The 10,745-nt window shown below is 70.2% G+C and carries 12 protein-coding genes; 5 read left to right on the plus strand and 7 right to left on the minus strand.

Features of this window, described 5'->3' with window-relative positions; translation table 11 throughout:
- Positions 1-43 precede the first annotated feature (43 nt).
- Entirely contained in the window at positions 44-676 is a 633-nt protein-coding gene (locus R5W23_RS18140) for an HAD family hydrolase (RefSeq protein WP_320687499.1), read from the minus strand.
- A gap of 197 nt (positions 677-873) precedes the next feature.
- On the opposite strand from R5W23_RS18140, the gene R5W23_RS18145 reads away from it, so the two are divergent.
- The 3 genes from R5W23_RS18145 (at position 874) to R5W23_RS18155 (ending at position 2,053) form a co-directional block, all read left to right on the plus strand.
- Entirely contained in the window at positions 874-1,152 is a 279-nt protein-coding gene (locus R5W23_RS18145; RefSeq protein WP_320687500.1) for a hypothetical protein, read from the plus strand.
- A gap of 86 nt (positions 1,153-1,238) precedes the next feature.
- Positions 1,239-1,799 carry an RNA polymerase sigma factor gene (locus R5W23_RS18150; protein ID WP_261190152.1) on the plus strand — a complete coding sequence of 187 codons (561 nt, stop codon included), beginning with the start codon at positions 1,239-1,241 and terminating at the stop codon, positions 1,797-1,799.
- The gene (locus R5W23_RS18155; protein ID WP_010036934.1) at positions 1,799-2,053 is read left to right on the plus strand and encodes an anti-sigma factor family protein; all 255 of its coding nucleotides are present in this window, start codon (positions 1,799-1,801) and stop codon (positions 2,051-2,053) included. Before R5W23_RS18150 ends, R5W23_RS18155 begins: the two co-directional genes overlap by 1 nt.
- Before the next feature lie 146 nt (positions 2,054-2,199).
- On the opposite strand, the gene R5W23_RS18160 is transcribed toward R5W23_RS18155, so the two are convergent.
- A complete protein-coding gene (locus tag R5W23_RS18160) occupies positions 2,200-3,726 on the minus strand; it encodes a leucine-rich repeat domain-containing protein (RefSeq protein WP_320687501.1) in 1,527 nt (508 codons plus the stop codon).
- Between the two features lie 458 nt (positions 3,727-4,184).
- Here R5W23_RS18160 and R5W23_RS18165 point away from each other — a divergent pair, with 458 nt between their 5' ends.
- The gene (locus R5W23_RS18165) at positions 4,185-4,406 is read left to right on the plus strand and encodes a YceK/YidQ family lipoprotein (RefSeq protein ID WP_261190154.1); all 222 of its coding nucleotides are present in this window, start codon (positions 4,185-4,187) and stop codon (positions 4,404-4,406) included.
- A gap of 186 nt (positions 4,407-4,592) precedes the next feature.
- Here the strand turns inward: R5W23_RS18165 and R5W23_RS18170 are convergent, their stop codons facing one another.
- From R5W23_RS18170 to R5W23_RS18190, 5 genes are all read right to left on the minus strand, one after another.
- Entirely contained in the window at positions 4,593-5,399 is an 807-nt protein-coding gene (locus R5W23_RS18170) for an SH3 domain-containing protein (protein ID WP_320687502.1), read from the minus strand.
- On the minus strand, positions 5,396-6,415 hold the full coding sequence (locus R5W23_RS18175; RefSeq protein ID WP_320687503.1) for a hypothetical protein: 1,020 nt from the start codon (positions 6,413-6,415) through the stop codon (positions 5,396-5,398). Before R5W23_RS18175 ends, R5W23_RS18170 begins: the two co-directional genes overlap by 4 nt.
- 25 nt (positions 6,416-6,440) lie before the next feature.
- Complete coding sequence (locus R5W23_RS18180; protein ID WP_320687504.1) at positions 6,441-7,313, minus strand: hypothetical protein; 873 nt, start codon at positions 7,311-7,313, stop codon at positions 6,441-6,443.
- Between the two features lie 71 nt (positions 7,314-7,384).
- A complete protein-coding gene (locus R5W23_RS18185; protein WP_320687505.1) occupies positions 7,385-8,488 on the minus strand; it encodes a VWA domain-containing protein in 1,104 nt (367 codons plus the stop codon).
- A 79-nt stretch (positions 8,489-8,567) separates the two neighbouring features.
- A complete protein-coding gene (locus R5W23_RS18190; RefSeq protein ID WP_320687506.1) occupies positions 8,568-9,647 on the minus strand; it encodes a vWA domain-containing protein in 1,080 nt (359 codons plus the stop codon).
- Positions 9,648-9,923: 276 nt separating this feature from the next.
- Here R5W23_RS18190 and R5W23_RS18195 point away from each other — a divergent pair, with 276 nt between their 5' ends.
- Complete coding sequence (locus R5W23_RS18195) at positions 9,924-10,382, plus strand: hypothetical protein (protein WP_320687507.1); 459 nt, start codon at positions 9,924-9,926, stop codon at positions 10,380-10,382.
- Positions 10,383-10,745 lie beyond the last annotated feature (363 nt).

Here is a 10,745-nt window from a genome sequence, read left to right on the forward strand (position 1 = left end):
CAGCCCCCGCGGCCCCTCCGACGTTTTTACGGACCTGCGGTCTTCACCCGGCGAGCAGTGCGAGCAGTTCGTCGAACGAGGTGAGCCGCCGGTCCGGTTCCTCACCGGGCTCCGTCGTCCCGGTCGGAACGAGCCAAACTTCGACCCCGGCGGCCCGGGCCGTGCGCACGTCGACAACCATGTCCCCGACGTACACCGCCTTCGCGGGTGAAACCTCGAGCCGCTTCAGCCCCTCTAACAACATGGCCGGGTCGGGCTTGGCCCGGTCCCCGACGTCGTCCGGACCGAGTACATAGGCGAAGTAGTCGCCGAGGCCGAGCGCGCGAACCAGTTCGCGCGTGAACTCGACCCGCTTGTTGCTGCACACGGCGAGCTTCAGCCCACGCCCGGCGAGCGCCCGGATCGTGTCCCCGACGTTCGGCAGGAGCCGCGTTTCGGCGATCATCACGCCCGCGTGGTGCTCGCGGTACCGGGCCACCGCCTCGCCCACTGGGGCGCCCGGTACGAGGTCCGCCATGAGCTTGTCGAGGCCGAACCCGACGTACCCACGCACCTCCGCCTCGGTCATCGGCGGCAGCCCGTAGCTCCGCCGGACGTGGTTGGTGCTGGACGTGATCGCGGCGAAGCTGTCGGCGAGTGTGCCGTCGAAGTCGAAGAGCGCGGCGCGAAAAGGCATCGGTCCCCCGGGTGCGGTGTGCGGCGGCGTTACTTTATCGTACCGGCCGGACAGCGCGCCGCACGCGCTGTCAGAATTTCGGTTGATGTTGCGCTTCGTGTAGATTTCGTGAAGAAAGGGGTGTAGAACTAGAGATGTCACTTTGGTGCCATCTCGATCCGTCTGTGTCGGGCGCTCGGGTTGGTGGAGGGGGTGCGATGAGCGAGCGGGGGGCGGGCGGTGCGGAACCGCTGTCCGAGCGGGGGCTGATGCCCGCGGGGATTGTCGGCGCGGCCGGCGGGGCGGTGGGCGCGGTGGGGCTCTGCGCCGCGGCCGGAACGGCACACCTGGAGGCGTGCGGGGCCGCCGGCGCTATGGCCGGTAGCGTGGCCGCCGCGCTGGGCTGGTGGGCGGTCGCGAGTGCCGCGGCCCTGATAAAACGGTACGCCTCCCGCGGCGCGATGTCGGTCGCCCGGCCCGCGGCGCAGAGCGCCTGAGCCGCGCGGGCACACGGGTTGCTACGGACACACCCCGTTCGCTGTGTTAAAGTGAACGGGACCGACCCTCGCCCGCGAGCCGCCGAATGGTTGCACCGCTGCCCGAGAAGCTGACCCCCGAACTCGTTTTTCGCGAGTACGCGCCGCGGATCTACAACATCGCGCGCCGGATGCTCGGCAACGACGCCGACGCCGAGGACGTGACCCAGGACGTGCTGCTCCAGGTGGTGCGCAAGCTGGACACGTTCCGGGGCGAGTCGCAGATCGCCACGTGGCTGCACCGGGTGACGGTCAACGCGGCCCTGGCCCACCGCGCCAAACGGGCGTCGCGGCAGAAGCACGAGTCCGGCGAGGTGGCCGACGACCTGCTCGAGGCCGCCGCCCCGGAGGGCGAGGTGAAGCGGTGGAACGTCGCGCCCGACGAGCCGGTGCTCGCGGCCGAGCAGGCGGCGGTCATCGAGCGGGCGATCGGCGAGCTGCCGGAGCCGTTCCGCGACGTGTACCTGCTGGCCGACGTTGAGGGGCTCCCCAACGCGGACATCGCGAGCATGTTGGGCCTGAGCGTGGCCGCCGTGAAGAGCCGTCTGCACCGCGCGCGAATGCGGATGCGCGACCTGCTCGCACCGCACTTCGAGGAGAACGCGTGATGACGTGTGACGAGTTGAAGGCGCTGCTGGCCGACTACGTGGGCGCCGACGGCGTCCTGGTGGTGGCGCACGAGCGCCACGAGACGGTGACCGTTCACGTGAAGGGGTGCCCGAAGTGCGAGGTGTACGTGTCCACGTACTCGCGCACGGTGCGGGTGGTGCGGGCGCTGCCGAAGTGCGGCCCGCTGCCGCCGGCGCTCGAAGCGCGGCTCCGGGCCGCGCTCGCCGAGCACCTCAGCGAAGAAGCGAAGTGACGCGGGCGGGTTTGTCTTGCAATCGTGTGACTTCGTATTCTGCGTCCGGAAACCGTGTGCGGATTTGCGACCGACGCGCCGGTCGCCCGAATGGATGGCCGGGTGGCGCGTGACAATGCGCGGTCGCGCATTGCTGACGAGCCGCCTTACTGTTCAAAGGAGCTGAGCACGCAGGAGTGCAGGGCGATACGCAGTTCGTCGTACCCTTTTTTGGTCAGCTTGGTGCGGAACAGCAACAGCTCTTTGAGACGGCGCAGCTTTTTGAGCTCCACAACGCCCGCGTCCGTAATCCCCGTCTCACTGAGGTTCAGCGCCCTGAGCCCTGGCAGCTCTTCGAGTTCCTTCAACCCCGCGTCCGTGATCTGTGAGCCCCCGACGCTCAGTTTGGTGAGCTTCGGGAGACCTTTGAGTTCCTTGAGCCCGGCGTCCGTCACCTTCGTGCGCCAGAGGTCCAGTTCGGTGAGGTTCGGGAACTCTTTGAGCTCCTTGAGCCCGGTGTCCGTCACCCCCGTACCTCCGAGGTCCAGTTCGGTCAGACCGGTCAGCCCTTTCAGCTCCTTGAGCCCCGCTCCGGTCACCGCGGTGTTCCAGAGGCGGAGGCGGGCGAGCTTCGGAAGCCCTCTGAGTTCCTTGAGGCCCGCGTCCGTCACCGGCGTCGCCCCGAGTTCCAGTTCGGCGAGGTTCCGCAACCCGCCGACCCCGTTGAGCCCGGCGTCCGTCACCGGCGACTCGTTCAGACACAGCCGTTTGAGAGCTGAGAACTCGCTGAGGCCGGCTCCCGTCACCCTGGTTTTCCGAAGTTCCAGATCGGTGAGTTCTTTGAGTCCTTTGAGCCCCTTGAGGCCCGCGTCCGTCACCTGCGCCTCCTGCACGCACAACCGGGTCAGGCTGGTCAGGCCGCCGAGTTCTTGGAGGCCCGCGTCCGTCACCTGCGGGGCGTAGAGGTTCAGGACGGTTAGGTGCTTCAACCCCTTGAGCCCCTTGAGCCCTGCGTTCGTCACCCGCTTGGAGTACGAACCCACCTCGGAGAGGTTCGGCATCTCGGCCAGTTCTTTGAGGCCCGCGTCTGTCACTCGGTCGCCGGAGAACCGCAGAACCCGGAGCCTGGGGAGCCCCTTGGCCGCCTTGAGCCCTGCGTCCGTCACCCGCGAGTTGCACAGGTTCAAGAAGACGACGTTGGGAGCGCCGTCCAGCGCGGCGAGCCCCTCGCCGGTCATCCCCGTCGTGCCCAGGTCCAGGTCGGTGAGGTTGGGGAGCTCTTTGAGTTCTTTAAGGGCCGCATCCGTCACCGCGGTGCCGTAGAAGCTCACGTAAGTGAGGTTGGTGAGCCGCTTGAGCTCCTTGACGCCCGCGTCCGTGATGTTCGCGCAGTTGAACCTCAACCCGAACGCGAACGGCAGGTCCGGAACCCGCTTCAGCGTCTCGTCGTCGGCCACCACCGGGAAGTGAAAGACGTGTACCGTGCCCCGCCCGCTCGCCAGCGGCTCCTCCGCGCACGCGCCCGCCAGCCCCGCGAACGCGTCGTTGGCCTCCTGGACCTGTTCCGGGGTCGGGCGCACGAGGGCCGGCGCGGTGCGTTTCGGGACCGGCGCGTGATGCGCCCGAGCGGTTTCACCGGTGGGCGTTGCGAAGACCGCGAGCCCGGCGAGCAGAAGCGGGATGCGAGTTGTCACGGGTGCCTCCGGAGCGAGTCGGAACGAGTATACCGCGCCGCAGTGCCCGCAAAAAGCACCTACAAGTCACAGAGCGACGCACGATACGAGCCACGCACTGCGATAACCTTGGCAAAGGGATGAAAATGACGGGTACGAGTCAGACTGTTAGGTCGGCAACGAGATAGAGCGTGAGGCGGATCCACTCGCCGACCGGTTCGGGCGCCTCCCATTCGGCAGTTCGGCCACACGGGCAGAAGACGTTGCTGAGGAAGAGCGTAACGGTCGAGCGAACTGCACGCGGCTTCCCTCCCGCGCGGCACGAAGCCACGCCACTTGGGGTCGCCGGTCACCGTCGGCGTGTCGATTAAGAGTGAATCGACACCGGACACGGGCGCACGACCATGACCCGACATTTCGCAATCGCTCTGGGGTGCGCAGTCGCCTTCTTGGTGGCTGGTTGTGGCACAACCGCGAACATGCGGACCGATCGGGCCACTGGGAAGCCGGCCCCGCGCGAGGTGTTCGGTGGAGTCCGGACGGATCTGGAGTTCGCGACGGACGCCGTCAGCCACGAGCCCCCCTTGGCCGGCATCGTTGCGTTCATCGATCTCCCGTTCTCTCTGGTGGGTGACGTGCTTACGCTGCCCTGGACCGCCAAGGCCGCATGCAAGCGCAAGGCGAGTGGCACGCAGCCGTGAGCACATGCACGGCAGCGCCAGAGGCGGAACCAGATCGTGTGCTGTTGGTGGTCTTCCGGTGCCGCGCCGAACTCGGCGCGGCACCGGAACCAGCCGCGTGATCTGTTTCCCGGCGCTCGCCGGGTTGTTCGTGCCGCGGGTTGGGATCGCGGCCGAGCCGGTGGGCTGTAAGTTGGAATGCTCTCCTCACCGCCCGCACGGGAGAACCGCGGGTTCCGGGAGCCAGCCGGCCATGCCCCCGGGCAGTTGCACCTGCACCCACCCGCCGCGGCGCGACAGCTCGCGCACCTCCGCCCCCCGCGGCAGCGCCGGCTCGATGCGGGGCGGGTACTCGGCCGCGTTCCCCTTTCGCAAGTGAACGTCTTCCGCCACCACCAAGAGCGGGAGCGACTCGGCCCGCTCGCGCGCCCGCGCGTCCTGCACCCACAGCGCCGCCAGCGCGCCCAGCCCGCACAGCCCGCCCCCCGCCCACGCGAGCCACGCCGCGCGACGGGTGGCGACGAACCGCGCCGCGCTGCCGCACGCCACCAGCCACATCAGCCCGCTCAACAGCCACGTGTCGAGGGCCGACAGCCGCGTGCTCACGGTGCGCACCGGCACGGGCTTCCCCTGCGCCGCCAGCTCGCCTTCGAGCGGGTACAGCACGCCCGCGCGGGCGTCTTCGAGTTCCACCTGGAGCGGCCGGCTGAACCGGGCGACCGCGAGCCCGTCGTGAAGGGCGGCGACGGCCCGGGGCAGGCTCCCGGCAAGCCGGTGCGCGCGGCTCCGGTTCAGCGCCAGCTCCGGGTTGTGGTGCCCCCGCGCCCAGAGATCGTCGTAGGCCGCCGCGGCCCGGGCGAACGCGGGGCGGGCGGTCTCGGCGTCGGCCCGCGACCCCACGCCCTCCGCGAACGCCCGTTCCGCCGCCGCGAGCGTGTCCTCGGGCGGGGCCGCCGCCGCGGGCGCGACGGTCAGAAGAACGGCAAAGAGTGCGACAGGGGCCAGCCGCTTCACGCGAGCGCCTCCAGCCGCGTGAGCAGCGCTTCGGCCTCGGTCGCGAGGGCCGTTTCCGCACCGGTCGGCGCGAACCGCGCGCGGTCGCACGCGCGCAGCACCTCGGCGACCCGTTCGGCCACGCCTGCGGGTACATCCAGTTGCCGCAGGGCGGACATGGTTTCCGACGGCGTGACCGTGCTCTCCGGTAGCAGGAACCGCGCCCGCAGGTAGCCCAGAACCGCGCCCGCGATCGCCGCGGGCGGGTCGGGGGTGCGGTTCGCCTTTCGAATCTGCTCGACGGACCGGCGCGCGGCCCGGGACCGCCGCGCCCGCGCGAGCCGCGCCGCCGTCGGGTTGAACCGGCGCCACACGAGGAACCACCCGACGGCCGCGAGCGGCCCCGCCAGGACCGCCGCGGCCCACGCCCACACGCCGGGCACGAACGGCCCGCGGCCGAGCGCGTCCGCACCGGCTTCGAGTTGGAACAGGCGCTCCGGCGCCTCGAGCGGCACCACCCGGCGCTCCACCTTCGGCGCCTCGCGAACCGTTATGACGGGGGTGTCCTCGTCGCGGTCCGTGCGGGTGGACGGGAACTGCTGCTTGCCCGGCGGCGCGCCCGGGTTGAAGTAACTGAACTTGAGCGGCGGGACCTCTTTCACGTCGGTGCCGCGCGGGGCCAGCTTGTACACGAACCGGACTTCCTTGTCGGTCGGGGAGGGGGGCGGGTCGGGCACGTCCGTCACCTTGAACACGTCGAACCCGGGGAGCTTCCGCAGGTCGGGCTTCACGACCTCGGTGGGGTTCGTCGCGCCCGTGACGACGAGCGTGGCGGTCAGGTCGCGGCCCACCAGCACCTCCCGCGGCTCGACCACCCACCGCACGCTGACGCTGCTCCCCTTCGCCTTGTAGTAGTGCTCTTTCGGCTCGAAAAAGGCCGGCTGTCCAGCCCATAGCGGCCGGTGGGCGACGAGCAACGGCCCGAGTGCGGCCAGCATTACGGCGCCGCGCAACGTGTTACGGTCAAGAAAAAGCATGTGCCCCCGTCGCTCGTCGCTGCCTTCACCAGTCCCGAACGGCGGTGCGCTCGGGGCCGTACAGGGTGCGGAGCAGCGACTGCTGCTCCCGGCGGTTGCGCTTCTCGATCTCGGCGAGGGTCGCCCGCGCGTCCTTCTCGCTCAACTGCTGCACCTGTGCGTCGTCCTTGAGCACCTCGAGCGCGGCGTTGTTGCCGGCGGTGGTCTGGTCGGTTTCGGTCGGCTTGATGGCCGTGCCCTGTTGCTGCTGCGCGTGCATCCCGCCGGGACCCTTCGACGCGCCCGGGTCGGTCGGCTGCTCGCCGCCGTTGGGGTCGGGGTCGCCGCCGCCCGGCTGCGGGTCCGGGCGCTGGCGCGGCTGGTGCGTCTCTTCCGGCGGCACGTCCGTGTTGGGCGACTTCTTCTTGTTCTCCTCCTTCGCCCGCTCCTTCGCGCACAACAGCTTCGCCAGCTCGATGTTGTGGCGGGCGTCGGCGCGGAGCCGCTCGTCGGCCGCGGGACTGTCGAGCGTGTGCTCGAAGCACGCGACCGCGGCCCGGAACACCTCCCACGAGCCGCCCCGGTGCAGCAGGCAGGTGCCGCGGTTGTACCACGCCCGCGCGGCGCGGTCCGGCGGGCACGCGGCGTCGTCCAGGACGCACGCGTAGAGCTGTTCGGCGTCGCGGTACTTCTGCCGGTCGAACAGCACCACGCCGCGGTTGAACGCGACCAGCCCCGGGTCGCCGGTGCGCTCCTCCGCCCGGGCGTAGAGCTGGTCGGCGCCGGCCTTATCGCCCTCGCGGAACAGCGCGTTCGCCTGTCGAATCAGGTCGTCGGGCGCGTCCTCGTGCGGCGGGGCCGCCGCGAGCAAGCAAACGACGACAGACACCAGACAAAAGAGGCTACGGGTGAGACGCATTGCCGTTCCCCGTTCGTTGCGGGCCACGTTCGACATTGTATCGTATCCGCCGCCTTCGCATTTCGTCGCGATCAGCGCCCGCGGAGCCAGCCGACAAAAAACAGGGCCAGCGCCGGGGCCAGGAGCCACGGGTACCGCTCCTTCGGCTGCGGCACCTGGTCGTCGCCCACCACCGTTCGCAGCTTGTGCCCCTCGATGCGGTTCAGGAAGAACTCGCCGAGCCGCGGCGAGCCGGTGCGGGCCGCCACGTAGTCCCCCTGCGTCTCCCCCGCGATCAACTTCAGCGGCTTGTCCTCGCCCTCTTCGAGCTTGGTGCTGAACGGCTCGACCGCGTCCGGCCCGAGGTCGGGCACGGTGGGCTGGCCCGGGTTCCCCACGCCGACCGTGTGGACCGGGACGTTGGCCGTGCGGGCCGCGTTCGCCCCGCGTACCCACTCGCGGTCGGCCTCTTCGGGGTCGTCGCCGTCGGAGATAAGGACGATGTCCTGCGCCCCGACGAACCGCGGGTCGTGCGCCGCGACGGCCGCGACCAGCGCCGCGCCGAACCGCGTACCGGAGGTGGCGTCGGCCTCGGGGCCGGGCCGGCACTCGGGCGGCGGGAACCTGCCGTTCACGGCCCGCAGAACCGCCCGCGCGTGCTTGTAATCGGTAGTGAGCGGGCACACCAGCTTCGGCCGCGCCGCGAACAGCACGACCCCGACCCGGTGCCCCCCGCGCCGCTCCATCGCGGCGAGCAGGTCGAGCGCGCCGGACCGCGCGGCCTCCCAGCGCGACCTGGCCCCGGGGTCGGCCATGTCCTCGGCGAGCATCGAGCGGCTCAGGTCGATCACGATCACCGTGTCGCGCCCGACCGCGACGCCGGGCTCGTCGCTCTCGCCCCACCGCGGCCCCGCGAGGCCGACCACCAGGAGCAGCCACGCGAGCGGGTAGGTCAGCCCCGCCCAGCGGCGCCGGGGGCGCGGGTGCGTGAGCTGACCCGTGAGCGCCGCCGGGCGCCCGACGCCCGCGAGGGCCGCCCGGCGGCGGCGGGCGGCGTAGCGGTTCAGCAGGGCGAGCAGCGGGAGCAGCGCCAGCAGCCACAGCGCGGCGGGGCGGCCCAGCCGCACGGCCGCGAGGAACTCGCGCCCGTCGGTCAGCAGCCCGCCCAGGCCGGAAGACGCCGTGAAGAGGAGCATAAAGCGGTAACCGCTTGGGACACAAACAGGGGGAACGAAGGGCGCGTTGCGCCTTCGTGGCGAGCGTTGCAACCGCCGCTCACGTCATGGTGCGCCAGGCGGTGCGGTCGAGCGCGTGCGCCGACAGCAGTAAGACGAGCGCGGCCCCGGCGCACCACGCGTAGTAGTCGAAGTACCGGCGGTAGATCGGCGCGCGGTCGTCGGTCTTCTCTAGCAGGCTGATCTCGCGGTACGCGGCCAGCAGTTCGGCCCCGCTGGTCGCCTGGAACGACTTGCCGCCGGTCATCTCGGCCACGTCCTTGAGCGCCTTGCGGCCGGCGAACCGCTGCGCGACGGCGTCGGGCGGGGCGCCGAGGGGCGGGTCGCCGCCGGCGTCGATGGTGTACACCCGGACCCCGAGGTTCGCGGCGAGCTGCGCCGCCTCCCGGGGCTTCAGCGTGCGGTCGATGCCCGGGCGCTGCGCGTCGCGCACGTCCTCCTTGAGGATGTTGTGCTCGCCGTCGCTCAGGAGGATCAGCACCCGCGACTTCTGGTCGGCGGCGTCGAGGCGGATGACCGCTTCGGCGAGCGAGTCGCCGATGTTGGTCCCGGCGTCCGCGCCGCCCTTCGGCTGGAGCGCGTCCGCCACCTTGAACAGCACCGAGTGGTTGAGCGTGGCGGGGCACACCGTCTCGGGCACCGCGGCGAACGCGACCAGCCCGACCGCGTCCCCGGGGCGCGGGTCGAACGCGGTGCCGTCCGGGGCCGCGCCGCCGGCGAGGAACAGCTTGAGGGCGCGCCGGGCGGCTTCGAGCCGCGAGACCGGCGGGGTGTTGGGGGTCCAGACCACGTCCTCGGCGCCCATGCTGCCGCTCACGTCCAGCGCCACCACCAGCGCGATCCCTTTCGCGGGCAACTGCGTGACCAGGTCCGGCCGGCGCGGCCCGGCGCACGCGACGACCAGCAGCAGGCACGCCAGCCCACGCAGCGCGGGGCTGCCCCGGCGCGCGGCGGTGGCGCGCCGCCCGGGGCGCGGGCCGAACCGGCTCACGTCGCTGAACCGCAGCGCGGGACGCGACCGCCGGCCCCACCACCACGCGACGAACAGCGCGAGCGGCGCCAGCCACAGGAACTCAGGGTTCTCGAACGACAACTCGCCGGCCATCCCTTCAAGATGCACGAACCCCGCGCGCGAAGCAAGGCGCGCCCGCCAACATCGGGCGCGAGCCGCACGGGGAGCGCGACGCCAGCTTTCGATTTCGACGCCATTACGGCCGGCGCCCGGGCCGCAGGCGTGATGGTAGCAATCCGCGCTGGTGAGCGGGGACGTTGTGTGTTGCTGCTGAAAAGGGAGAGAACGCTCGGTGTCAAAATCCACTCCGTCGCAATCGTAGTCTGAAACCACGACCCGCCCCGAACGTCTTCCGGACGCACGATTCCTTTCAGGGGCTATCACATGCTCGCGTTGGTTTGTGTGTTCGCACTCACTCCCGCTGCCGACCCGAAACCGACTCCGAACCCGCGCCAAGTTGCTGAGGGCTATGTCGCGGCCGCGCTCGCGGGTCAATTCGACGATGCGGTAAAGCTTGCGGAAGAAGGCAAAAGCCCGGCGAAGCCCGAATCCGCCAAGAAGCTGAAAGAACTCATCGCCGCCAAATCGCTCGGACTACCGACGGTCCTGATCAGTGACAAGCACGGGTACGCGATGGCGGTGAGCGACCCGATCGGACTGCCGGAAAAGGCTCCCGCTGGCGCCGACCGCAGGTGCCTGATCTTCACGTTGAAGAAGACCAAAGACGGGAAGTGGGTGCTGAAGGACATCGACTTGAGTACGGTGGACAAAGCCGAGACGCTCGTCAAGGAGCTGAAAACGCGCGACCCGGACGCGAAACCGATTCCCGCAACGAAAAGCTGATCCGGGCAATGTATTTATAGATTTGGCTTTTTGTGGCATAGACACAATCAGCCTGTCGCTCAATCAGCATCCGGTGGTTTCAAGTTGGCGTAGCCGACCCATCCACAGGCCGTTGAGTGTGGTCCGCTCACTCCGTGAGCGGTCGCTCCGGGTATCGGATGCGCGTGGCGCGCAACGACGGGGCCGGCACGCCCGCGGGGCGAGTCGGGCGCGCGGAACGACCGCTCACGGAGTGAGCGGACCACACTCCAAAACCGGAATCGCGCTGTGCGAACTTGAAACTACTGGAATCAGCCGCGAGCATAAGTTGGATTGAGCGCCGAACCGCCGACGTAAGTCGGCGGTTCTTGGGACCGGTGTCGC

It is taken from the genome of Gemmata algarum (genome assembly GCF_034097035.1).
In the GTDB taxonomy this organism is placed as follows: domain Bacteria; phylum Planctomycetota; class Planctomycetia; order Gemmatales; family Gemmataceae; genus Gemmata; species Gemmata algarum.

What these genes read in the sequence shown, in the direction of transcription:
- R5W23_RS18140 (WP_320687499.1), bottom strand. Translation starts at nt 676, where the DNA reads ATGCCTTTTCGCGCCGCGCTCTTCGACTTCGACGGCACACTCGCCGAC.
- R5W23_RS18145 (WP_320687500.1), top strand. Translation starts at nt 874, where the DNA reads ATGAGCGAGCGGGGGGCGGGCGGTGCGGAACCGCTGTCCGAGCGGGGG.
- R5W23_RS18150 (WP_261190152.1), top strand. Translation starts at nt 1,239, where the DNA reads ATGGTTGCACCGCTGCCCGAGAAGCTGACCCCCGAACTCGTTTTTCGC.
- R5W23_RS18155 (WP_010036934.1), top strand. Translation starts at nt 1,799, where the DNA reads ATGACGTGTGACGAGTTGAAGGCGCTGCTGGCCGACTACGTGGGCGCC.
- R5W23_RS18165 (WP_261190154.1), top strand. Translation starts at nt 4,185, where the DNA reads ATGCGGACCGATCGGGCCACTGGGAAGCCGGCCCCGCGCGAGGTGTTC.
- R5W23_RS18175 (WP_320687503.1), bottom strand. Translation starts at nt 6,415, where the DNA reads ATGCTTTTTCTTGACCGTAACACGTTGCGCGGCGCCGTAATGCTGGCC.
- R5W23_RS18180 (WP_320687504.1), bottom strand. Translation starts at nt 7,313, where the DNA reads ATGCGTCTCACCCGTAGCCTCTTTTGTCTGGTGTCTGTCGTCGTTTGC.
- R5W23_RS18185 (WP_320687505.1), bottom strand. Translation starts at nt 8,488, where the DNA reads ATGCTCCTCTTCACGGCGTCTTCCGGCCTGGGCGGGCTGCTGACCGAC.
- R5W23_RS18195 (WP_320687507.1), top strand. Translation starts at nt 9,924, where the DNA reads ATGCTCGCGTTGGTTTGTGTGTTCGCACTCACTCCCGCTGCCGACCCG.